The organism is Muricoccus harenae (assembly GCF_009848505.1).
Lineage (GTDB): Bacteria > Pseudomonadota > Alphaproteobacteria > Acetobacterales > Acetobacteraceae > Roseomonas > Roseomonas harenae.
Map to the genome: position 1 here is coordinate 154,020 of NZ_WWDL01000002.1, position 20,784 is coordinate 174,803.

A 20,784-nucleotide genomic window follows, 5' to 3' on the forward strand; every position below is an offset into this window, starting at 1 on the left:
CGTGCAATCCCGGTTGGGATGGAAGGCCACGGACGCGCGTCTGCGTGGAGGCACCGTGATGTGCTGGCGTCGGAAGGGGAGCGATGGGCAAATGGGGACGCAAGGTTTCACCGAATCCGGTGCACCCCGCCCGGACCAAGAGTGTGGCGGCGCCGTGCAGGATCCCTCGGATCCCGCACGGTCATCGGCGAGGGCAGGTCTCCTGGCTTGCGGGTCCTCGCTGCCGGCCATGGCCTTCCCGTGTCGCACCCGACAGGCGATCGCCTCATGGGTGCCCTACAGTGGCCCGCCCCGGGATCGGGGCGCCTGACCGTCAACTCTCCGCCGACAGTTGCGGGGGCAGCCGCCGACTTGCCCCGTTCCCGGCGGCTCACGGCGTTCCCTTTTCATCCACTCGCGTGGAACCTTCGCATTCCCAGCCTAGAGGGGGTGCAGGGGGCTTACAACCGCCTCCAGGGCCCGATCCAGCCGGCCCAGGGCAGGATCGTCCGGCGGCAGGCCAAAGCGGAGCAGCCCAGGGCGGTCCGGGAAGGCCCGGACCAGGATGCCCTGGCGGCCCAACCCTTCGTAGGTGCCGTCCGGACAGCGCGCCAAGCGGAACAGCGGCGTTCCACCCAGCACCTCGAGGCGGTGGCGCCGCAGCACTTCGTCCAGTCGCGCTGCGGTGCTGCGCAGGACGGTGCGCGTCGCCTCCGCCCATTCCTCATCCGCAAGCGCCGCCGTTCCATGCGCGACCGCCGGTCCCGTCACCGCCCAGGGGCCGAGAAGGGCGCGCAGCGGCGCCAGGGTTTCCGGCGCGGCGATGGCAAAGCCCAGCCGCAGCCCCGCCAGCCCGTGGAACTTGCCGAAGGAACGGAGAACGATCAGCCCCGGACGGTCCGCCTCTGGCGCCATCGATGCGGCCTTCGGGCCGACCTCCATAAAGGCCTCGTCCACCACCAGCAGCCGGACGGCGCCGGCGACGGCCAGCAGCGCCTCGCGGGAGACGATCCGCCCATCCGGGTTGTTCGGGTTAACCACAGTGGCGATCGCCGCTCCATGCAACTCGGCGACCTCCGCCACCTCCACCGCCACATGGCCGGCCAGGGCGGCGGCGCGACGGTGCTCGGCATAGGTGGGGGCAAGGATGCGGGCCGCGCCGCGCGGAACCAGCCCGGCGACGAGCGGCAGCAGCAGCTGCGTGCCCGGCGCGGCGAGAACATGGTCGGGGGAGGGGGCTTCGTAGCGGGCGGCGGCCACCGCCTCCAGCGCCCGGATCGCATCCGGCTCCGGCAGGCGGGTGAACGCCTCCGGCGGCAGCGGCGGCAGCGGCGCCGGGTCCGGCCAGGGGCGGGGGTTGATCCCGGTGGAGAGGTCGAGGAAGGGTTCGGGCGCGTCCGGGAATCGCCGGCGCGCGGCTCCCAGGTCGCCCCCATGCGGCAAGCCGCCCACCCCGCCGGAGACCATGACCCTCACCCTCGCAGCCCTCGCCCTGTTGACCGAGGCCGCTTTCGGATACCCGGACCGGGTCTTCCGGTCCATCGGCCATCCCGTCACCTGGATCGGGTCGTTGATCGCGGCGCTGGACCGCTGGCTGAATCGTCCGGGCTGGGACGACGCGGCGCGTCGGGCGGCGGGCGTTGCGACGCTGCTGCTGCTGCTCGCGGCCACCATCCTGCCGGCGCTGGCACTGGAGACGGCGCTGCGGAGCCTGTCCTGGGGACTACTGCCCCTGGTGGTGCTGGCCTGCACCCTTCCGGCTCAGCGTAGCCTCCACGATCATGTCGCGCGGGTGGCCGCGGCGCTGGAGCGGGACGGACTTGAGGCGGGGCGTGTGGCGGTGTCCCACATCGTCGGCCGTGACACGGCGGTGCTGGACGAGGCCGGGGTCGCGCGGGCCGCCATTGAAAGCCTGGCCGAGAACGCCTCGGACGGGGTGGTGGCGCCCGCCTTCTGGCTGGCGGCCTTCGGGCTCGCCGGCGGTGTGGCTTACAAGGCAGTGAACACGGCCGACAGCATGATCGGCCACCGCACGCCGCGACATGCGTCCTTCGGCTGGGCGGCTGCCCGGTTCGACGACCTGGTGAACCTTCCCGCCTCGCGCCTTTCGGCGGCGCTGGTCATTGCCGCCGCGGCGATCCTGCCCGGCGCGGACCCGCGTGCCGCATGGCGGGCCGTGTGGCGCGATGCGCGGCACCACCGTTCCCCCAATGCAGGCTGGCCGGAGGCGGCGATGGCAGGGGCGCTGGGCCTGTCCCTCGCCGGGCCGCGCCGCTATGGCGGGGTGATGGTGGTGGATGCGGCCATGGGGGATGGCAGGCGAGAGGCGGATGCCGCCGATATTCGCAAGGCGCTGCGGCTGTTCCGCGTGGCGGATGCGCTGCTGGTGGGCGGGCTGGTCCTGCTGGCCTGGATCACGGCCTGAGGCGCGGCGTCAGCGCGCGAGGGCGAGCAGATGGTCCAGGTCCAGATGCGCTTCCAGGTGCCGGGCCAGCGCGTCCAGCGCCGCCTCCACTCCGGCTTCGTAGGCCAGTTCGGAAGGCGGGCCGCCTAGCCGGGTAAGCCAGGCGCTGCGCTGCCGGTCATCGGTGAAGAGACCATGGACATAGGTGCCGGTCACGCGCCCATCCGGCGATGTCGCGCCTTCGGCGCCGCCCGGTTCGAGCTGCGCGAAGGGGCGGGCGCGGTCCGGGCCCTCCGTGCGGCCCATATGCATTTCGTAGCCGGCGAAGGGGATGCCCTCCGCCCGGCCCGAGACGGCGGAGAGCCGCTTCTCGCCGATCAGCTCCGTCTCGACATCGAGCAGGCCAAGTCCTGCCACGCTGCCGGCCGGGCCCTCGACGCCATCGGGGTCGGCGATGCGGCGCCCAAGCATCTGGTAGCCGCCGCAGAGACCCAGCACGCGCCCACCGCGCCGGATATGGGCGGCGATGTCCGTGTCGAATCCGGCGTCGCGCAAGGCGGCAAGGTCGGCGATCGTGGATTTGGAGCCGGGCAGGATGATGAGGTCCGCATCGCCCGGCAGGGCGGCACCGGGGCGCACCCGCACCAGATCGACCGCCGGCTCGGCAGCGAGCGGGTCGAGATCGTCGAAATTGGCAATGTGCGGCAGGATCGGCACGGCGATGCGCAGCCGTGCGCCAGGGCGGCGCGGAGCGGCGTGGTCGAGCGCAAGCGCATCCTCCGCCGGCAGGCGCGCGCAATCCAGCAGATGCGGCACCAGCCCCAGCGCCTCCCAGCCGGTACGCGCAGCGATCAACGCCATGCCATCCGCGAAGAGTGTCGGGTCACCGCGGAAGCGGTTGACGATGAAGCCGCGAATCATCGCGGCATCTGCCGAATCGAGCACGGCCTGCGTTCCGACGAGGCTGGCAATGACGCCGCCGCGGTCGATGTCGCCGATCAGCACCACCGGCACCTCCGCCGCCCGGGCGAAGCCCATATTGGCGATGTCATTGGCGCGCAGGTTCACTTCGGAGGCGCTGCCCGCACCCTCCACCAGCACGAGATCGGCCTCGGCGGAAAGGCGGCGGTGGCTGTCGAGCACGGCGGGCATCAACCCCGGCTTCATGTGCTGATAGGCGGCCGCCCCGGCCTGGCCCGTGACGCGGCCCTGCACCACCAGCTGCGCGCCCGTCATGGATTGCGGCTTCAGCAGCACGGGATTCATGTGCACGCTCGGCGGCACGCGCGCGGCGCGGGCCTGCAGAGCCTGGGCGCGCCCGATCTCCCCGCCATCCACCGCGACGGCGGCGTTGTTCGACATGTTCTGCGGCTTGAAGGGCCGCACCCGCAACCCGCGGTCCGTGAAGGCGCGTGCCAGGCCGGCGACGATCACCGACTTCCCGACATCGGAGCCCGTGCCCTGGAACATCAGGGACAGCGCGCGGGTCAGAACTCGATCCCCCGTTGCGCGCGCACCCCGGCGGCGAAATGATGCTTCACCGCTCCCATCTCGGTGACGAGATCAGCCGCCTCGATCATGGCGGGCTTCGCATTGCGGCCGGTGACGACGACATGCAGCCCTTCCCGCCGACCTCGCAGCGCGGCGATGACCGTGTCGGGATCCAGGTAGTCATAGCGCAGCGCGATGTTCAACTCGTCCAGCACAACCAGATCCAAGGTGGGATCGGCGAGCATCGCGGCCGAAACTTCCCAGGCCCGCGCGGCGGCGGCGCGGTCCCGCGACAGGTCCTGGGTTTCCCAGGTGAAGCCCTCGCCCATGCTGTGCCATTGCACGCGCTCACCGAAAGCGGCGAAGGCCGTGCGCTCTCCCGTGCTCCAGGCACCCTTGATGTATTGCACGACGCCGACGCGCCCGCCGGTGCCGAGCATCCGCAGCGCCAGGCCGAAGGCCGCTGTGGTCTTCCCCTTGCCCGGGCCGGTATGCACCAGCAGCAGCCCCTTTGATTCGACGGTCTTGGACGCGACCTCGGCATCCTGCACGGCCTTGCGGCGCGCCATCTTCGCGGCGTGGCGATCCTCTTCCTCGGTCATCTTATCCTCAGGGGCAGCCCGGCGACGACAAGCTCGACACGCTCGGCCATCGCGGCAACGCGCTGGTTCAGCCGTCCCTGCGCATCGCGGAAGCGGCGGCCAAGCGGCGTTGCGGGCACGATGCCGGAGCCGACTTCGTTCGAGACAAGCACGGTGGGTGCTGTGCGGCGGGCGAGGGCGGCTTCCAGCGCCACGGTGGCGGCCTCGGTATCGGCCTCCGCCAGCATCAGGTTGCTCAGCCACAATGTGAGGCAGTCCACCAGCACGGGGGCGGCGGGGGCGGCGTCCAACACGGCCGGCAGGTCGCGCGGGGCGTCCAGGGTCGTCCAACGCGCGTCGCGGCGATCACGGTGTTCGGCGATGCGGGAGGCCATCTCGTCGTCGAAGGCCTCGGCGGTGGCGATATAGGTCCAGGGCGGCGGCAGCAGCGCGATCAACGCTTCCGCCCGGCGGCTCTTGCCGGAGCGGGCGCCGCCCAGCACCAGGTCAATGCCGGTCGGCGCATCGGGTGGCGGGGCGTGCATGTGGGCGTTGTGCCGCCGGGCCACGGCGGCAACAACCCCCGGCATGGTGGCCCTCGTTGACAGCGGGCGGCGGCCAGGGGTCTAACGGCGGCGTTCCAGGGTTCCTCCGGGAGGAGGATGAAAAGGGAACGCGGAACCGCAGCCCTCTACGGAAGCCGCGGCTGCCCCCGCAACTGTGAGCGGTGAGCCGGCGCCGGATGCCACTGCCCCGAAAGGGGACGGGAAGGCGGCGCAGGGCTGCGATCCGCGAGCCAGGAGACCTGCCAGGGAACCGAGGCCGTGCCGGGCGGGGTGCCCTGGTGCGATCGCGATCCTGGCGTCGCCGCGCGGTCCCGCGCGGCGCGTCGCACCCCCTTCGCCCGGGCCACCGGCAGGAGGGAGCCCCATGTCCGACGACCTGGCCGAGCAACCGATCTTCGGCAGCCACGTCACCCTTCACGTCTGCACCACCTGCCGCCACGAGGGCGACGCGGAAGATGCCCCGCGCGCCGGCGCCGGCCTCGCCGAGGCAGCCATGGCCGCGGCGCCTCCCGGCGTCACGGTGGTGCCGGTGAAATGCCTGGCCGCCTGCAAGCGCGGCCCCGCCGCCGCCCTCTCGCGCCCTGGCGCCTGGAGCTATGTGATCGGCGGGCTGTGCATGGAGGAGGCGGTGCCGGCGCTGATGGAAGGCGCGCGCCTCTATGCCGGCGATCCGGGTGGACTTCTGCCCTGGCGGGGCCGGCCCGAGCCACTGAAGCGTGGCCTGATCGCCCGCCTGCCACCCATGCCCCTTCCGGAGACCGCGCCATGAGCCAAAGCCTGGCCCGAACGCCCTGCACCGTTGTCACCGGCTTCCTCGGCGCGGGGAAGACGACACTGATCCGTCACCTCCTGGAAAATGCCGGCGGCAAGCGCCTGGCGGTGATTGTCAACGAGTTCGGCGATGTCGGCGTGGATGCCGAGATCCTGCGGGGCTGCGGCATCGAGGCCTGCGACGAATCCTCCATCGTTGAGCTGGCCAATGGCTGCCTCTGCTGCACCGTGGCCGATGACTTCGTGCCGGCCTTGGACGGGCTTCTCTCCCTTGACCCGCCGCCGGACCACATCCTGATCGAAACCTCGGGTCTCGCTTTGCCGAAGCCGCTGGTGCAGGCCTTCCACTGGCCGGCGATCCGCGGCCGGGTGACGGTGGATGGCGTGGTGGCGGTGGTGGATGGCGCCGCCTTGGCGGAGGGCCGCGTCGCTCATGACCTCGAGGCGCTGGCGGCCCAGCGCGCGGCCGATCCCGCCATGGAGCATGAGGACCCGGTGGAGGAGGTCTTCGAGGACCAGATCGCCTGCGCCGACCTGATCGTGCTGACCAAGTCCGACCTGCTGGACAAGGCGGGCGACGCGCTTGCCCGCGCCAGGCTCGGCAAGGCGCTGGCGCGCCCCGTGGGCATCGTCACGAGCAGCGAAGGCCGGATCGACCCGGCGGTGATGCTCGGCCTCGGCATCGGCACCGAGCGGGACATCGAGAACCGCCGCACGCATCACGATGAAGAGGCAGATCACGACCATGATGATTTCGACACGGTGGTGCTGCCCCTGCCGGCGGCCGCCGATGCTGCCTCCCTCGCATCCCGGGTGACGGAGGCGCTGTCGGTGCCCGATGTGCTGCGCGCGAAGGGTTTCGCTGCCGTCTCGGGCAAGCCGATGCGCCTGCTGCTGCAGGGCGTCGGGTCGCGCGTGACGCATGGCTTCGACCGCGCCTGGCGCGACGGCGAAGCGCGCGAAGGGCAGATCGTGGTGATCGGGTTGAAGGGCTTCGACCGCGGGGCGGTCGAGGCGGCGCTGGCGGGGTAGGCCCTGCACCTCCTCAACACCAGTTCGGCGACACTGGACGGGCTTTCCGAGCCCGTTGACCTGCGCCAGGCGCCTGCGCCCATGGCGGTGCTGTCCTTCACGGACAGCGACCTGTCGGGGCTCGGCGCGGCATGGGCGGCGGAGCGTGCAGTGCTGCCGGATCTGCGGCTGGTGCCGCTGCGTGTGCTGCGCCACCCGATGTCGGTTGACCTGTGGCTCGACCGCACGGGTGCCGGTGCGCGGGTGATCCTGCTGCGTCTGCTGGGCGGGCTGGATTGGTGGCGCTACGGGGTTGAACAGCTTTCGGCTCTCGCACGGGCGCGCGGAATCGCGCTCGCCGTGCTTCCGGGCGAGGACCGGGATGATCCGCGCCTCTTCGCTCTCGGCACATTGCCGGTGGAGGAGCAGGCAGCGCTGCTCGGCTACTTCCGTGACGGCGGGGCGCGAAACCTGCGCGCGCTGCTGCGCCGTCTCTCGCGCCATGCCGGCACCGCGCTCGACGCGCCGCCGCCGCAGGCGCTGCCACGCGCGGGCTTCTGGCGGCCGGGATGTGGCGTGGTGACGCTGGATGCGCTTCGTGCCGCATTGCCGGCAGGGCCAGTGGTGCCGGTGATCTTCTATCGCTCCATGCTGCTCGCCGAGGACATGGCGCCGGTCGCTGCGCTGGTGGAGGCGCTGGAGGCGCGCGGAGTGGCGGCGGCGCCGGTCTTCGTCGCCAGCCTGAAGGATGCCGCCTCCCTTTCGGTGCTGCGCCCTGCCCTTGCGGCGCTCGAGCCGGATGCAATCGTCGCCACCACCGCCTTCGGCGCGGGCGAGGCGGAACAGCCTGCCCTTTCCGCGGCGGGCGTGCCGGTCCTGCAGGCGGTGATCGCCACGACCGCGCGGGAGGCCTGGGCCGGCGGCGCACGCGGCCTGGGCGCCGCGGATCTTGCGATGCATGTCGTCCTGCCGGAGCTGGACGGGCGCGTCCTGGCTGGCGCGCTCTCCTTCAAGGCGCCGGAGGTGCCGCCGGACGGGCTGGACTTCGAGCGACAGGGCAATCGTGCCGAGCCTGATCGCGTGGCGATGGTCGCCGAGCGTGTCGCGGCGCTGGTCCGGCTACGGCAGACGCCACGCGGCGAGCGGCGCCTTTGCCTGCTGCTGCCCGATTACCCCGGCGCGGGTGGGCGCACCGGCTATGCCGTGGGGCTGGATGGACCCGCGAGCATTCTCGCGCTGCTCGATGACCTGCGCGCTGCCGGCTACATGGTGGACAAGCCGCCGGCTACGTCGCGCGAGCTGGTGGCGATGCTGGATCACACCATTCCGGGCATGGCGCTGGCCGATCACATGGTGCCGGAACCGGTGCGCGCCGCCTGGGGTGCGCCCGTCGGCGATCCCGATATGCAGGATGGCGTCTTCCGGTTCCGCGCGCTCCGTTTTGGAAACATCACCGTCGCCGTGGCGCCGGATCGCGGCCTGTCCGCCAATCGTCGGGCCGACTGGCACGATCCCGCCCTGCCGCCGCGCCATGCGCTGCTCGCCTTCGGCGCCTGGCTGCGCAGCGGGCTGGATGTTCATGCTGTCGTGCATATGGGTGCGCATGGCGCGCTGGAATGGCTGCCGGGCAAGGCGGTGGCGTTGACGCGCGACTGCTTCCCCGAGGCGGTGCTCGGCGCGCTTCCCGTCTTCTATCCGTTCCTCGTCAGCAATCCGGGCGAGGCAGCGCAGGCCAAGCGGCGCATTGCGGCGGTGACGCTCGGCCATCTGTCGCCCGAACTCGCCGCACCCGAACTCTCCGGCCCGATGCGGGAGCTGGAGCGGCTGCTGGATGAATACGCGGCTGCTGACGGCCTGGACCGCCGCCGGCGAGAACGCTTGGCGCAGCTGATCCTGGACGCTGCCACTCGCGCCGGGACGCTGCCGCCCGGAACGGCACCGGATGAAGCCTTGCGCCAGGTGGATGCCTGGCTCTGCGATGTGAAGGAGCTGGCGATCAAGGACGGGCTGCATGTCTTCGGGCGCGCCTCGCCTGGAGATGCGCCGGACCGTGCCGCCAGCGCCGCCGCCGAGCGCGCAGCGCTGCTTGCGGCGCTGGATGGGCGCCACATCCCGGCCGGCCCCGGCGGCGCCCCCGCGCGAGGGCGCCGGGACGTGCTGCCGACCGGCCGCAACCTGCATGGTGCCGACCCGCGCGGCCTGCCGACTGAGACCGCGATGGACTTCGGCCGCTTGGCCGCCGAGGAAGTGCTGCGCGCCTATCTGCGCGAGCACGGCGAGATGCCGCGTGCCATGGTGCTGGACCTCTGGGGCAGCGCCACGCTGCGCACGGGGGGCGAGGAACTTGCGCAGGGGCTGGCGTTGATGGGCTGCCGCCCGCTCTGGGATGCCGGCACCGGGCGCGTGACGGGGGTGGAGGTGCTGCCCCCCGCCGTCATGGGCCGGCCGCGCGTGGACGTGACCTGGCGCCTCTCCGGCCTGTTCCGGGACCTGTTCCCGGCCTCGGTGGCACTGCTGGACGCCGCCGGGCAGGCCGTGGCGGCGCGCGACGAGAGCGATTCCGAGAACCCGCTGGCCGCCGCCCGGCGTGCCGGCGCCAATCTGGCGCGCGTGTTCGGAACCGCGCCGGGCGCCTATGGTGCGGGGCCGGAGGCGCTGCTCGCCAGCGGCGATTGGTCGGCGCGGGAAGAATTGGGTCGGGCCTATCTCGCCGCCGCGTCCCATGCCTATGGCGGCGCGTCCGGGGAGGGGCTGCCAGCGCCGGAGGGTTTCGCCGCGCGGGTGGCGGCGGCGGATGCACTGCTCCATGCCGGCGACGATCCTGGCCGCGATCTGCTCGAGGGCAGCGCCGATGTCGCGCATCTCGGCGGCTTCGCGGCCGCGGCGGCGCTGCTGGGCCGCGAACCCGCGCTGCTGACCCTCGACACCACCGATCCCGCACGGCCCCGTGCGCGGCCGCTGGCGGAGGCGCTGTCCCGCCTCGTGCACGGACGCGCGACCGATCCGCGCTTCATCGCGGGAATGCTGCGCCATGGCCCGCGTGGCGCCGCCGAGCTCGCGGAGACGGTGGATCGGCTTGTCGCCTTCGCCGAGACCACGCACGCTGTCCCCGATGCGCTGCTGGACGCGGTCCATGATTGCTATCTCGGCGATGGCGAGGTGCTGAATTTCCTGCTGCGGGAGAATCCGGCCGCCGCCCGTGCGATCGCCGCCCGCCTGAGCGCCGCACGCCGGCGCGGCCTTTGGCACCCGCGCCGCAACGGGATTGATGATGCGCTGGCCGCGCTGCTGGAGCGTCCATGAGCATCCGCGGCGCCTGCCCCAGCCTTGCCGCCCCCATGGAGACTGGGGACGGGCTACTCGTGCGGCTCGGCGGCGGACCGCATTGGACGCCGCCGGCGGTGCTGCGATTGACGGAGGCGGCGTCCCGCTGGGGCAATGGAAGGTTGGAAGTGACGGCGCGCGGCAGCTGGCAGGTGCGCGGCCTGCGGCCGGATACGGTGCAACCCTTCGCGGCTGCGATCGCCGATCTGTACGCCGATGCCCGAATCACCGTCGGACCGCTCGTCGGCGCGGATCCGGCCATGGTGGATCCCTCGCTAGTCGCCGCGGCGATCGGAACCAGGCTGGCTTCCGCGGCGCCGAAGTTGTCGGTGGTGGTGGATGGAGGCGGCGTCATGCATCTGGACGCCTTGCCCGCCGACCTCCGGCTGGCGGCCGATGATGGCGGCTGGCGGCTGTCCCTCGCGGGTGATGCAACCGGCGCTACCGTGCTCGGGTTGGTGAAACAGGGGGCCGAGGCAGCGCTGCGCGTCCTGGCCTTGTTGGGACGGCTCCGGGCCCGCGAACTCCTTGCGAAAGCTGGGACAGCACCGTTCCGGGCCGTGCTGCAGGATCTGTTGCAGCCGGCCACAGCAGCGCCGGCAAGACCGCATGCGGAGGCGGTGGGGCCGCATGCTCTCGGATGCTCCTTCGCGCTCGGCGTCGCGCCGGCCTTCGGCGGCATGGAGGCGGCCGCCCTGGCGGCGCTGGCCCGTGATGCGGAGGCCGAGGGCGCCACGGGCCTGCGCCCCGCTTCGCGGCGCGCGCTGTTGCTGACCGGCCTTGTGGAGACGGCAAGGCTACGCGCCGCCGCCGATGCCCTCGGCTTCGTCACCGACCCGGCGGATGTGCGGCGGCGGATCGCGGCCTGCGCTGGCGCCCCAGCCTGCGGCTCCGCCCAAATCGCCACGCGTGCGATGGCTGCCTGGCTCGCTGGGCAACTGGACTTGCCACCGGGGCGGATCGGGCTGCATGTCTCCGGCTGCACCAAGGGTTGCGCGCATGCCGGCGTTGCGACGGTCACGCTGGTGGGTGGACCGGAGGGCATCGGCCTGGTGCGCGACGGCACCGCGCGCGATGACGTTGCCAGTTGGCATCAAGCGGAGGATGTCCCAGCGCTGCTCCGAGCGTTCCGGTCGCCGCAGGACCCCAACCACACGCCACCCGTGCCAACCACAAACATGAGGCCGTTTCCGTGAGTGACTACATCCGAGACGGCGCTGCCATCTACGAGCGCTCCTTCGCCATCATCCGGGCCGAGGCGGACCTCTCCCGCTTCACGCCGGAGGAAGTCGATGTCGCGGTGCGCATGATCCATGCCTGCGGGCTGGTGGAGGCGGCGGGCTCCATCGCCTTCTCGCCGGATCTGGTGGTCTCCGCGCGGGGCGCGCTGCTCGCCGGCGCGCCCATCCTCTGCGATGCGGAGATGGTGGCGCATGGCGTCACCCGCGCCCGCCTGCCCGCCGGCAACGAGGTGATCTGCACGCTGCGCGACCCGCGCGTGCCCGAACTGGCGGCGGCACAGGGCAACACGCGCTCCGCCGCCGCGCTGACCCTCTGGGGCGACCGGCTGCGCGGTGCGGTGGTCGCCATCGGCAATGCACCGACGGCGCTGTACCATCTGCTGGACATGCTGGCGGCTGGCGCGCCGCGCCCGGCGGCGATCCTCGGCATGCCGGTGGGTTTCGTCGGGGCAGCGGAGTCGAAGGAGGCCCTGGCGGCCTCGGGTCTCGGAATTCCCTGGGCAATTGTGCGCGGCCGGATGGGCGGCAGCGCCATGACGGCGGCTGCGGTGAATGCGCTGGCGAGGCCGGGACTATGAGTGCAGGAGGAACGGGCCGTCTGCTCGGCATCGGCGTCGGCCCGGGCGATCCCGAGCTACTGACGCTCAAGGCGGCGCGGTTGCTTCGTGAGGCGCCGGTCGTCGCGCATTTCGCCAAGGCGGGGCGGGCCGGCCGGGCGCAGGCCACCATCGCCGCGCTGCTGCGGCCGGATGTGGTGCTGCTGCCATTGCTCTATCCGGTGACGACCGAGATCCCGCATCACCATCCGGATTATCGCGCGCGCATCGAAGCCTTCTTTGACGAAGCCGCCACCCAGGTCGCGGCGCATCTGGATTCCGGGCGCGACGTCGCGGTGACGAGCGAGGGCGATCCGCTGTTCTATGGTTCCTACATGCATCTGCATGCGCGGCTCGCGCCGCGCTACGCGGCGGAGGTGGTGCCGGGTGTCACCGGCATGTCGGCCTGCTGGTCCATGGCCGGAGTGCCGATCGCCCAGGGCGAGGACGTGCTCTCGGTGCTGCCTGGCACGCTGGATGAGGCGGAGTTGGCTCGCCGGCTGCGCGACGCGGATGCGGCAGTGATCATGAAGGTCGGCCGCAACCTGCCGAAGATCCGCCGCGCCCTCGCACAGGCAGGGCTGTTGGACCGCGCAATCTATGTGGAGCGCGCGACGATGCCGGAAGGCCATGCCATGCCGCTGGCAGCGCGGGACGATGCGCCCGCGCCGTATTTCTCCATCGTGCTGGTCCCGGGTTGGGCCGGGCCATGACGGGCGGGCTCGTCGTTGTGGGGCTGGGCCCTGGTTCTCCAGGCCTGCTGACGCCGGATGCGGCGGCGGCGCTGGCAGCGGCCGATGCGCTCTATGGCTACGGCCCCTATCTGGATCGCGTGCCGGTGCGGGAAGGGCAGGCGCGGCATCCCACCGACAACCGCGTGGAGATCGACCGTGCGCGCGCGGCGCTGTCGGCGGCCGCAGATGGCGCCTCGGTTGTCATGGTCTCGGGCGGTGATCCGGGGGTTTTCGCCATGGCCTCGGCCGTGTGCGAGGCGGTGGAGCACGGGCCGGAGGCGTGGCGCGCGCTGGACCTTTCTGTGCAGCCGGGCGTGACCGCCATGCTCGCGCTCGCCGCGCGCGCCGGGGCGCCGCTGGGGCATGATTTCTGCGCCATCTCGCTTTCGGACAACCTGAAGCCCTGGCCACTCGTGGAACGCCGTCTGGCCGCGGCTGCCGGGGCGGGCTTCGTCATCGCATTGTACAATCCGGTGTCGCGCGCGCGGCCTTGGCAGCTCGGCGCCGCCTTCGCATTGCTGCGCGACCATCTGCCGGGTGCGACGCCGGTGCTGTTCGGTCGCGCCGTGGCGCGCGCGGCGGAGACGGTAACGGTGGCCCGCCTGGATGATGCGGCGGAAGTCGCGGCGGACATGGCCACCTGCATCATCATCGGTAGCCCGGCAACGCGGATTGTCGAGCGGCCCGGCCGTCCGCCGCTGGTCTATACGCCGCGGAGCGTTGGCGCGTGATCCAGCCAGCCCAGCGCCGCTTCCACCGTCTCCACGGCGGGTACCTCCGGCAGGACCGGGCGGCGGAGCAGGATCATCGGCAGGCCGAGCGAACGTGCCGCCGCGACCTTGCCGTAGGTGGCGGTACCGCCGCTGTTCTTCGCGACCAGCACCTCGATCCGGTGCTCCTGCAGCATCGCGCATTCGGCTGCTTCCTCGAAGGGCCCGCGCGCCAGGATGGTGTCGGCTTGCGGCACGGCGAGGGGCGGCAGGATCGGGTCTACGCTGCGGATGAGATAGGTGTGATGAGGTGCCGCCTCGAAGGCACGCGCCTCCTGACGGCCGAGCGCGAGGAAAACGCGGCGTGGCACCGGGCCGATGGCCGCGGCCGCGGCAGCGGCGCTGTCCACCTGCGTCCAGCAGTCACCAGGTTGCGGAAGCCAGGGCGGCCGACGCAGCGCGAGCAGGGGAATGCCGGTCGCGCGCGCGGCCTCTGCGGCGTTCGCAGAGATGGCGGCGGCATAGGGGTGGGTGGCGTCCAGCAGCACTTCGACGCGCGCAGCGCGCAGATGCTCCGCCAGCCCCGCCGCCCCGCCGAACCCGCCGGTGCGCACCGGCACCGGCTGCGCCACAGGGAAGGCGGTGCGCCCGGCCAGGGAGAGGGTGACATCAAGGTCGCACCGCCCCGCCAGGCGCGCGGCGAGCGCCCGCGCTTCCGTCGTGCCGCCGAGGATGAGGATTCGTCGCGCCATGCCGCCCGGGGGTGAAGCCATGCCGGAAACTGCGTCGCTTGGCCGGTGGTTGTCCATCATCGGCATCGGGGAGGATGGTATCGCCGGCCTGCCGCCGTTGGCGCGCGAGCTGGTGGAGCAGGCGGAACTCGTCTTTGGCGGTCAGCGCCATCTGAACCTGGCGGCGCCGATCCTGCGCGGCGCCGCGCAGCCCTGGCCTAGCCCCTTCGATGTTTCACCGGTGCTTGCCGCGCGCGGCCGCCGGGTGGCGGTGCTGGCCTCGGGCGATCCCTTCCTGCACGGGGTTGGCAGCGTGCTGCTGCGCCATGTGGTGGTGGAAGAGGTGCTGTCGCTGCCGGCGCCGTCCGCATTCAGCCTTGCCGCATCGCGCCTGGGATGGGCGTTGCAGGACGTGGTCACCCTGTCGCTGCACGGGCGGCCGGTGGAGCTGATCCGGTCCCATCTGCACCCGGGCACGCGCCTGCTGGTGCTCACCTCCGATGCAGCCGGGCCCGGAGACATCGCTGGGCTGCTGCGGCGGGAGGGCTTTGGGAAGAGCCGTGTCGCCTTGCTGGAGGCGCTGGGCGGGCCTCGCGAAGGCATCCGCCGCTTCATCGCGGAGGAGGGTGCGCCGGACCGGCCCGATCCGTTGAACCTGCTGGCGATCGAGGTGGCGGCATCGCCCGGCGCCCGGATCCTGCCCTTCGCGCCCGGCCTGCCCGATGATTGGTTTGAGCATGACGGGCAGCTCACCAAGCGCGCAGTGCGTGCGGTGACGCTCTCGGCGCTCGCGCCACGTCGCGGCGCGCTGCTTTGGGACGTGGGGGCGGGGGCCGGTTCCATCGGAATCGAATGGATGCTCGCTGATCAGTCCTTGCGCGCCGTGGCGGTGGAGTCGCGCGCGGATCGCGCCACGCGCACCCGGCGTAATGCCCTTGCCCTCGGTGTGCCGGGCCTGCGCGTGGTGGAGGGGGAAGCACCCACCGCATTGGAGGGGCTCCCCATACCGGATGCAATCTTCCTCGGCGGAGGCGCGAGCGATCCGGGCGTGCTCGATGCCGCACTGGCGGCCCTGCGCCCGGGCGGGCGTTTCGTCGCCAATGCCGTGACACTGGAGACGGAGGCGCTGCTGTTGGCGCGTCGTGCCACGCTGGGCGGGGAGATGCTGCGGCTGGCAGTGAGCCATGCGGTGCCGGTCGCAGGAATGACGGGATGGCGGGCGGCGATGCCGGTCACGCAATGGGTGTGGGACAAGCCCGCATGATGGTCGCCGGAATCGGATGCCGTCGTGGGGTTTCGGCGGAGGCGGTGCTGTCCGCTATCGCCGCGGCCCTGCAGTCGGCGCGGCGCGGTGCAGGTCCTACCCTGCTGGCAACCATCCCGCGCCGGGCGGAGGAGAGTGGCCTGCGCGAGGCGGCACACACGCTCGGGCTCGCGTTGGTCGTGCCGGAGGAGGCCGCGCTGCTGGCGGCGGCACCACATTGCCTGACCCGTTCCGAGCACGCGCTGGCGCTGACGGGCCTGCCATCCGTCGCGGAATGCGCGGCACTGGCAGCGGTGGCACCGCATGCGCGGCTGTTGGGCGCGCGCGTGATCCTGGGCGGCGTGACCTGCGCCCTGGCCGAGCAAGAGATGGCAGTTCGGGAGACGCCCGCATGACCGTGCATTTCATCGGCGCGGGGCCGGGCGCCGCCGATCTCATCACCCTGCGCGGGCGGGACCTGCTCGCGGCCTGTCCAGTCTGTCTTTACGCCGGTTCCATCGTGCCGCCGGCGCTGCTGGCGCATTGCCCCCCTGGCGCGAGGCTGGTGGATACCGCGCCGCTTTCACTCGATGCTATCGAGGCGGAATGCGTTGCTGCGCACGAGGCCGGTCAGGACGTGGCGCGGCTGCATTCCGGCGACCTGTCCATCTATTCCGCCGTGGCCGAGCAGCGGCGGCGGCTGGAGCGGCGTGGCATCCCCTGCACATTCACCCCGGGCGTCCCGGCCTTCGCAGCGGCCTCAGCGGCGCTGGGGCGAGAGTTGACGGTGCCGGAGGTGGCGCAGAGCCTGGTGCTCACCCGCGTTTCCGGCCGCGCCTCCGCCATGCCGCCTCGCGAGAGTCTGGACGCCTTCGCGGCGACGGGCGCGACGCTTGCCATCCATCTGGGCGCCACGGCGCTGGAACGAACCGTCACCACGTTAATCCCGCATTACGGCGCGGATTGCCCGGCTGCGATGGTGGTGCGGGTGAGTTGGCCGGAGGAACGCCTGCTGCGCGGCACGCTCGGCACCATCGTGGCGCTCTGCGAAGGCGTGGACTGCATGGCGCTGCTGCTCGTGGGCCGCGTGCTCGATGTGGAGGATTTCCGCGAGAGTGCGCTGTATTCGGCAGATTACGTGCGGCGCTACCGCGGGAGTGGCGCGTGATGCAGCGGCGCGAAGGGCGCGCGGCCCATCAGCCTGCCGTCGCGATCGAAGACCACGACCTCCAGCTCCGTCGCCGCCGGAAGCAGCACCGCGGCGGCGTGGCGCCAGGCTTCTCGCGCGACGAGGTCGCCCAGGGGAAGACCGGCGGCACCGGCCTCGGCGAAGGCCTCCGCGACAGTATTCGCCTCGCGCAGCCGCGCGGCCAGCGCAGCATCGGCGCCGGCCGCCAGGGCGGTTGCGGCCAACGCGTCGAGATCCGCCGCGCCGCGCTTCGAATGCAGGTCCAGCATTCCCTGCGCCAACTTCGTCATCTTCGCGACGCCGCCCGCAATGGTGACGCGTGGCACCGGATGGCGGCGCAGGTATTTCAGCATCCCGCCGACGAAATCGCCCATCTCGATCAGCGCCGTCTCCGGCAGGCCATGCAGCTTCTGCACGGCGGCCTCGGACGCGGAGCCGGTGGCGCCGGCAACATGGGCCAGCCCCATGGCGCGCGCCACGTCCACACCGCGATGGATGCTGTCGATCCATGCCGCACAGGAATAGGGGATCACGATCCCCGTGGTCCCAAGCACGGACAGCCCGCCGACGATACCCAGGCGGCCGTTCAGCGTGCGCAGCGCGATTTCCTTGCCGCCGGGAATGCCGATTTCCACCTCCGCATCCACGGGGCCGCCTGCCACCTCCGCCAGTGCGTCGGCGATCATGCGGCGGGGACCTGGATTGATGGCGGGCTCGCCGGGTGGAAGGGGAAGGCCGGGACGGGTGACGGTACCGACACCGGGGCCGGCGCGGAAGCGCAGCCCGGTGCCAGCGGGCAGGGGGCGGGTGGTGACCAGCACCAATGCGCCATGCGTCACATCGGGATCATCGCCGGCATCCTTCACGATGCCAGCCATGGCCCAGCCGGGGCCGACTTCCGTGCGGGCCAGGGCGAAGGCCGGCGTCTCGCCGCCGGGCAGGCGGATGGAGACCGGATCGGGGAAGTCACCTTGGCGAAGGGCAGTGAAGGCCGCCTTGGCAGCGGCCGCTGCGCAGGCGCCGGTGGTCCAGCCCCGGCGCAGCGGACCCGCTCCTTCCGGCGGGCCATCGGAGTGATGGGGGGCTTCCATCCGGGCAGTCTAGCGCGGCATGGGCAACCGTCCCATGGCGGCGGCGCGCGATGAAGGCGCGCGGTCTGATGGTGGCGGCGCCCCGCTCCGGAGGGGGCAAGACCACGGTGACGCTCGGCCTGCTGGCGGCGCTCAGGCGGCGAGGCGTTGCGGTGCGGGCGGCGAAGTCCGGGCCGGACTATATCGATCCGGCCTTCCACGCCGCGGCGACCGGCCGGGAAGGCCGCAATCTCGACAGCTGGGCCATGCCGCCCGCCCTGCTCGACAGGATGCTTGCCGAGGCTGCCGGGGAAGCCTCGCTCCTATTGGTCGAAGGGGCGATGGGGCTGTTCGACGGCATCGGCGGTGCGCCCGGCCGGAGCGGCGCCCCCGCGGACCTTGCGGGGCGCTGGGGGCTGCCAGTGCTGCTGGTGCTGGACGTGTCCGGCCAGTCGGGCTCGGCGGCGGCCGTCCTGCGCGGCTTTGCCAGCCATGATGCGGCGGTGCGGGTGGCGGGTGCGGTGCTGAATCGCGTCGGCAGCGACCGGCACCGGCGGCTGGTTGAGGAGGCGATCACACCGCTCGGCATTCCTGTGCTCGGCGCCCTGCCGCGCGATGCGGTGCCGGTCCTGCCCGAGCGACATCTCGGTCTGGTGCAGGCGGAGGAGCATCCGGCGCTGGAAGCCGCGCTCGCCGCGCTGGCGGAGATGGCTGAGCGGTATATCGATGTGAATGCAGTGTTGGCGCTTGGTGCACCCTTGCCGGTCGGCGCTCCGGCGCGGCAGGTCCCGCTGGCGCCGCCGGGACAGCGGATCGCCCTCGCGCGCGATGCGGCCTTCAGCTTCCTCTATCCGCATGTGCTGGCGGGATGGCGCGCGGCGGGGGCGGAAATCCTGCCCTTTTCTCCCCTGGCCGATGAGGCTCCGTCCGCGGACTGCGATGCATGCTGGCTGCCCGGCGGCTATCCGGAACTGCATGCCGGGCGACTGGCGGCAGCCGCGCGGTTCCTGGGCGGCCTCCGCACCTTCGCGACTAGGCGGCCAGTGCATGGCGAATGCGGCGGGCACATGGTGCTGGGCCAGGGGATTGTGGATGCGGAGGGTGCGCGCCACGCCATGGCCGGATTGCTCACCCATGCCAGCTCCTTCGCGCGCCGGCGGCTGCATCTCGGCTATCGCCGCGCGACGCTGCTGGCGGACGGGCCGCTCGGCGCGGCCGGTACGGTGCTGCGCGGCCATGAGTTCCACTACGCGACGGCCGAGCCCGGCGCGGATGAGCCGCTCGCCGCCGTGATGGACGGGGAGGGGCGTGACCTTCCGCCGATGGGCGGACGTCGCGGATGGGTGAGCGGCAGCTTCTTTCATGTCATCGCAAGGGAAACCCCATGAGCGGCGCGAGAGCCCAGGCGCGGCTGGATGCGCTGGCCAAGCCGCCGGGCAGTCTCGGGCGGCTCGAGAAGCTGGCGGCCCGGCTGGCGGAGACCCAGGGCCGCGAAGACCCGCGCGCCGCACCGCGCCGCCTGGTGGTTTTCGCTGGCGACCACGGCGTGGTGGCGGAGGGGATCGGGCTCTGGCCGAGCGAGGTGACCACCGCGATGATGCGGCTGATCCGTGCCGGCCGCTCCTCCAGCGCCGCCCTGGCACGGGCATCGGGGACGGAATTGGTCCTGGTCGACGCCGGCTCCCGCACCCCGCTGGACGGAGGGGGCGACCTTCGGGTGGGGCCGGGTACGAGGAATCTGGCGCACGGCCCCGCAATGGAGCCGGCACAGCTGGAGGCCGCGCTCGCCCTTGGCGCACGAACCGCTCGGCAAGCCGCAGCGGAAGGCATCGCGGTGCTGGCGCTCGGCGAGATGGGCATCGGCAACACCACCGCTGCTGCCTGCCTCACCGCCCTTCTGACGGGCGCCTCCGCCGAGGCGGTGGTGGGGCCCGGCGCCGGCGCGACGCCCGAAACCCTGGCGCGCAAGCGCGCGGTGGTCAGGGAGGCCGTGGAGCGCGCGCGCCCGCTGCTGCACACCGATCCACGCGCGGCAATCGCCGCACTCGCCGGATTCGAGATCGCCGCTATCGCTGGCTGCGTCACGGAGGCAGCGCGGCTCGGGATCACGGTGGTGCTGGACGGCTTCGTTGTCGGCGCCGGCGCGCTGGTGGCGCAGGCGCTGGAACCGGATTCCCTGCGCTCCGCCATCGCGGCACATCGAAGCGCGGAGCCCGGGCATGCGGTCGTCCTCGCCGCACTGGGGCTCGATCCCTTCCTCGAATGGGAGCTGCGGCTCGGGGAGGGTACCGGCGCGCTGCTGCTGCTGCCGATGCTGGATTCGGCGGCCGCCCTGCTGCGTGACGTCGCGACGCTGGAGGAGGCGGTCGGCGGATGATGCGGGATTGGGGGCACGCCGCGGCGCTGGCGGTGCGCTTCCTCACCCGCCTTCCCGTGCCGGGGGAGGATCCGGCTCGCTTCGGCCAGGATATCGGCCGGGCCCTGCCGCTCTTTCCCTGGGTCGGCGCCCTCGTCGGGGCGCTGGCGGCGGTGCCGCTGCTGCTTGGCGCCATGCTTTGGCCACTGCCTGTCGCCGTCCTTCTGGCCCTGGCGCTGGAAGCGCGGCTGACCGGCGCGCTGCATGAGGATGCGGTGGCGGATCTCTGCGATGCGCTTGGCGGCGGGCGCAGCCTTGAGGACCGGCTGCGTATCCTGAAGGACAGCCGGGTGGGCAGTTATGGCGTGCTGGGGCTTGGGCTGGCGGTGGCGCTGCGGGCCTCCGGGCTGATGGCATCCGGGGAAGCTTGGCGCGCGGCCGCAATTCTCGTGGTGGCAGGAGGCTTTGGGCGGCTGTTGATGCTCGCCACGATGGTGGCCGTACCGACCGTACCGAACCGGACGAGCCTGGCGGCGGGAGTAGCGCCGCGCGCCGGTTGGGGCGGCCTTTTGCTCGCCATGCTGCTGTTCCTGCCGCTGCTCGCGCTCGGGGCCTGGATTTCAGCCTGGGGGATGCTGGTAGCCTTCGGGCTCGGCGCCGGCTTCCTGCTGTGGTTCCGCGGGCTTCTGCTACGGCTGCTGGGCGGTAGCACGGGGGATACGCTTGGCTTCGCCGCCTATGCCGGGATGCTGATCGCGACCCTGGCCCTCGCGGCAAGGCTCTGAGC

20 protein-coding genes and 2 riboswitches are annotated in these 20,784 nt (G+C 72.3%); of the genes, 14 read left to right on the forward strand and 6 right to left on the reverse strand.

What is annotated here, in order from left to right; genetic code table 11:
- Positions 1-175 precede the first annotated feature (175 nt).
- A riboswitch (cobalamin riboswitch) is annotated at positions 176-424 on the reverse strand.
- Positions 421-1,446 (reverse strand): threonine-phosphate decarboxylase CobD, encoded by a 1,026-nt coding sequence (cobD, locus tag GSE44_RS02945; protein ID WP_201305917.1) that lies wholly within the window; start codon positions 1,444-1,446, stop codon positions 421-423. (Overlaps the previous riboswitch by 4 nt.)
- Between cobD and cbiB the strand changes: the two genes are divergently transcribed.
- Positions 1,445-2,404 (forward strand): adenosylcobinamide-phosphate synthase CbiB, encoded by a 960-nt coding sequence (gene cbiB / locus GSE44_RS02950; RefSeq protein ID WP_159347152.1) that lies wholly within the window; start codon positions 1,445-1,447, stop codon positions 2,402-2,404. The genes cobD and cbiB overlap by 2 nt on opposite strands.
- Positions 2,405-2,413: 9 nt before the next feature.
- On the opposite strand, the gene GSE44_RS02955 is transcribed toward cbiB, so the two are convergent.
- Genes GSE44_RS02955 through cobU form a run of 3 tightly spaced genes read right to left on the reverse strand, consistent with a single transcriptional unit; the run spans position 2,414 to position 5,000 of the window.
- Positions 2,414-3,853, reverse strand: coding sequence for a cobyric acid synthase (locus tag GSE44_RS02955; protein ID WP_159347154.1), 1,440 nt, complete (start codon positions 3,851-3,853; stop codon positions 2,414-2,416).
- Between the two features lie 17 nt (positions 3,854-3,870).
- Positions 3,871-4,476, reverse strand: a complete 606-nt coding sequence (cobO, locus tag GSE44_RS02960; RefSeq protein WP_159347156.1) for a cob(I)yrinic acid a,c-diamide adenosyltransferase — start codon at positions 4,474-4,476, stop codon at positions 3,871-3,873.
- On the reverse strand, positions 4,473-5,000 hold the full coding sequence (cobU, locus tag GSE44_RS02965; RefSeq protein ID WP_159347354.1) for a bifunctional adenosylcobinamide kinase/adenosylcobinamide-phosphate guanylyltransferase: 528 nt from the start codon (positions 4,998-5,000) through the stop codon (positions 4,473-4,475). The genes cobO and cobU overlap by 4 nt, the downstream gene beginning before the upstream one ends.
- A gap of 81 nt (positions 5,001-5,081) precedes the next feature.
- Positions 5,082-5,282, forward strand: a riboswitch (cobalamin riboswitch).
- A gap of 103 nt (positions 5,283-5,385) precedes the next feature.
- Between cobU and GSE44_RS02970 the strand changes: the two genes are divergently transcribed.
- Genes GSE44_RS02970 through GSE44_RS03000 form a run of 7 tightly spaced genes read left to right on the forward strand, consistent with a single transcriptional unit; the run spans position 5,386 to position 13,429 of the window.
- On the forward strand, positions 5,386-5,790 hold the full coding sequence (locus GSE44_RS02970) for a DUF1636 family protein (RefSeq protein ID WP_159347158.1): 405 nt from the start codon (positions 5,386-5,388) through the stop codon (positions 5,788-5,790).
- Positions 5,787-6,824 (forward strand): cobalamin biosynthesis protein CobW, encoded by a 1,038-nt coding sequence (gene cobW / locus GSE44_RS02975; RefSeq protein WP_159347160.1) that lies wholly within the window; start codon positions 5,787-5,789, stop codon positions 6,822-6,824. The genes GSE44_RS02970 and cobW overlap by 4 nt, the downstream gene beginning before the upstream one ends.
- Before the next feature lie 3 nt (positions 6,825-6,827).
- Positions 6,828-10,106: a cobaltochelatase subunit CobN gene (gene cobN / locus GSE44_RS02980; RefSeq protein ID WP_159347355.1), complete on the forward strand. Its 3,279-nt coding sequence runs from the start codon at positions 6,828-6,830 to the stop codon at positions 10,104-10,106.
- Complete coding sequence (locus GSE44_RS02985; RefSeq protein WP_159347162.1) at positions 10,103-11,323, forward strand: precorrin-3B synthase; 1,221 nt, start codon at positions 10,103-10,105, stop codon at positions 11,321-11,323. The genes cobN and GSE44_RS02985 overlap by 4 nt, the downstream gene beginning before the upstream one ends.
- Positions 11,320-11,946, forward strand: coding sequence for a precorrin-8X methylmutase (locus GSE44_RS02990; RefSeq protein WP_159347164.1), 627 nt, complete (start codon positions 11,320-11,322; stop codon positions 11,944-11,946). The genes GSE44_RS02985 and GSE44_RS02990 overlap by 4 nt, the downstream gene beginning before the upstream one ends.
- Entirely contained in the window at positions 11,943-12,677 is a 735-nt protein-coding gene (locus GSE44_RS02995) for a precorrin-2 C(20)-methyltransferase (RefSeq protein WP_159347166.1), read from the forward strand. Before GSE44_RS02990 ends, GSE44_RS02995 begins: the two co-directional genes overlap by 4 nt.
- A complete protein-coding gene (locus tag GSE44_RS03000; RefSeq protein ID WP_159347168.1) occupies positions 12,674-13,429 on the forward strand; it encodes a precorrin-3B C(17)-methyltransferase in 756 nt (251 codons plus the stop codon). Before GSE44_RS02995 ends, GSE44_RS03000 begins: the two co-directional genes overlap by 4 nt.
- Here GSE44_RS03000 and GSE44_RS03005 read toward each other — a convergent pair.
- On the reverse strand, positions 13,402-14,181 hold the full coding sequence (locus tag GSE44_RS03005) for a cobalt-precorrin-6A reductase (RefSeq protein WP_235924524.1): 780 nt from the start codon (positions 14,179-14,181) through the stop codon (positions 13,402-13,404). The genes GSE44_RS03000 and GSE44_RS03005 overlap by 28 nt on opposite strands.
- On the opposite strand from GSE44_RS03005, the gene cbiE reads away from it, so the two are divergent.
- The 3 genes from cbiE to cobM are packed head-to-tail and all read left to right on the forward strand — an operon-like array spanning position 14,180 to position 16,550.
- Positions 14,180-15,403 (forward strand): precorrin-6y C5,15-methyltransferase (decarboxylating) subunit CbiE, encoded by a 1,224-nt coding sequence (gene cbiE, locus GSE44_RS03010; protein ID WP_201305909.1) that lies wholly within the window; start codon positions 14,180-14,182, stop codon positions 15,401-15,403. The genes GSE44_RS03005 and cbiE overlap by 2 nt on opposite strands.
- On the forward strand, positions 15,400-15,798 hold the full coding sequence (locus GSE44_RS03015) for a cobalamin biosynthesis protein (protein ID WP_159347172.1): 399 nt from the start codon (positions 15,400-15,402) through the stop codon (positions 15,796-15,798). The genes cbiE and GSE44_RS03015 overlap by 4 nt, the downstream gene beginning before the upstream one ends.
- Positions 15,795-16,550 (forward strand): precorrin-4 C(11)-methyltransferase, encoded by a 756-nt coding sequence (gene cobM, locus GSE44_RS03020; protein WP_159347174.1) that lies wholly within the window; start codon positions 15,795-15,797, stop codon positions 16,548-16,550. The genes GSE44_RS03015 and cobM overlap by 4 nt, the downstream gene beginning before the upstream one ends.
- On the opposite strand, the gene GSE44_RS03025 is transcribed toward cobM, so the two are convergent.
- A complete protein-coding gene (locus tag GSE44_RS03025) occupies positions 16,529-17,662 on the reverse strand; it encodes a cobalt-precorrin-5B (C(1))-methyltransferase (RefSeq protein ID WP_159347176.1) in 1,134 nt (377 codons plus the stop codon). The two genes, cobM and GSE44_RS03025, sit on opposite strands and share 22 nt — an antisense overlap.
- Before the next feature lie 50 nt (positions 17,663-17,712).
- Here GSE44_RS03025 and GSE44_RS03030 point away from each other — a divergent pair, with 50 nt between their 5' ends.
- From GSE44_RS03030 to GSE44_RS03040, 3 genes are read left to right on the forward strand one after another with little or no spacing between them, the layout of a single operon-like run.
- Positions 17,713-19,029, forward strand: coding sequence for a cobyrinate a,c-diamide synthase (locus GSE44_RS03030; RefSeq protein WP_159347178.1), 1,317 nt, complete (start codon positions 17,713-17,715; stop codon positions 19,027-19,029).
- Complete coding sequence (cobT, locus tag GSE44_RS03035; protein ID WP_159347180.1) at positions 19,026-20,018, forward strand: nicotinate-nucleotide--dimethylbenzimidazole phosphoribosyltransferase; 993 nt, start codon at positions 19,026-19,028, stop codon at positions 20,016-20,018. Before GSE44_RS03030 ends, cobT begins: the two co-directional genes overlap by 4 nt.
- Positions 20,015-20,782 (forward strand): adenosylcobinamide-GDP ribazoletransferase, encoded by a 768-nt coding sequence (locus GSE44_RS03040; RefSeq protein ID WP_159347182.1) that lies wholly within the window; start codon positions 20,015-20,017, stop codon positions 20,780-20,782. The genes cobT and GSE44_RS03040 overlap by 4 nt, the downstream gene beginning before the upstream one ends.
- The last annotated feature ends 2 nt before the right edge of the window (positions 20,783-20,784 follow it).

What these genes read in the sequence shown, in the direction of transcription:
- cbiB (WP_159347152.1), top strand. Translation starts at nt 1,445, where the DNA reads ATGACCCTCACCCTCGCAGCCCTCGCCCTGTTGACCGAGGCCGCTTTC.
- cobD (WP_201305917.1), bottom strand. Translation starts at nt 1,446, where the DNA reads ATGGTCTCCGGCGGGGTGGGCGGCTTGCCGCATGGGGGCGACCTGGGA.
- GSE44_RS02955 (WP_159347154.1), bottom strand. Translation starts at nt 3,853, where the DNA reads ATGTTCCAGGGCACGGGCTCCGATGTCGGGAAGTCGGTGATCGTCGCC.
- cobO (WP_159347156.1), bottom strand. Translation starts at nt 4,476, where the DNA reads ATGACCGAGGAAGAGGATCGCCACGCCGCGAAGATGGCGCGCCGCAAG.
- cobU (WP_159347354.1), bottom strand. Translation starts at nt 5,000, where the DNA reads ATGCACGCCCCGCCACCCGATGCGCCGACCGGCATTGACCTGGTGCTG.
- GSE44_RS02970 (WP_159347158.1), top strand. Translation starts at nt 5,386, where the DNA reads ATGTCCGACGACCTGGCCGAGCAACCGATCTTCGGCAGCCACGTCACC.
- cobW (WP_159347160.1), top strand. Translation starts at nt 5,787, where the DNA reads ATGAGCCAAAGCCTGGCCCGAACGCCCTGCACCGTTGTCACCGGCTTC.
- GSE44_RS02985 (WP_159347162.1), top strand. Translation starts at nt 10,103, where the DNA reads ATGAGCATCCGCGGCGCCTGCCCCAGCCTTGCCGCCCCCATGGAGACT.
- GSE44_RS02995 (WP_159347166.1), top strand. Translation starts at nt 11,943, where the DNA reads ATGAGTGCAGGAGGAACGGGCCGTCTGCTCGGCATCGGCGTCGGCCCG.
- GSE44_RS03000 (WP_159347168.1), top strand. Translation starts at nt 12,674, where the DNA reads ATGACGGGCGGGCTCGTCGTTGTGGGGCTGGGCCCTGGTTCTCCAGGC.
- cbiE (WP_201305909.1), top strand. Translation starts at nt 14,180, where the DNA reads ATGCCGGAAACTGCGTCGCTTGGCCGGTGGTTGTCCATCATCGGCATC.
- GSE44_RS03005 (WP_235924524.1), bottom strand. Translation starts at nt 14,181, where the DNA reads ATGGCTTCACCCCCGGGCGGCATGGCGCGACGAATCCTCATCCTCGGC.
- GSE44_RS03015 (WP_159347172.1), top strand. Translation starts at nt 15,400, where the DNA reads ATGATGGTCGCCGGAATCGGATGCCGTCGTGGGGTTTCGGCGGAGGCG.
- cobM (WP_159347174.1), top strand. Translation starts at nt 15,795, where the DNA reads ATGACCGTGCATTTCATCGGCGCGGGGCCGGGCGCCGCCGATCTCATC.
- GSE44_RS03025 (WP_159347176.1), bottom strand. Translation starts at nt 17,662, where the DNA reads ATGGAAGCCCCCCATCACTCCGATGGCCCGCCGGAAGGAGCGGGTCCG.
- GSE44_RS03030 (WP_159347178.1), top strand. Translation starts at nt 17,713, where the DNA reads ATGAAGGCGCGCGGTCTGATGGTGGCGGCGCCCCGCTCCGGAGGGGGC.
- cobT (WP_159347180.1), top strand. Translation starts at nt 19,026, where the DNA reads ATGAGCGGCGCGAGAGCCCAGGCGCGGCTGGATGCGCTGGCCAAGCCG.
- GSE44_RS03040 (WP_159347182.1), top strand. Translation starts at nt 20,015, where the DNA reads ATGATGCGGGATTGGGGGCACGCCGCGGCGCTGGCGGTGCGCTTCCTC.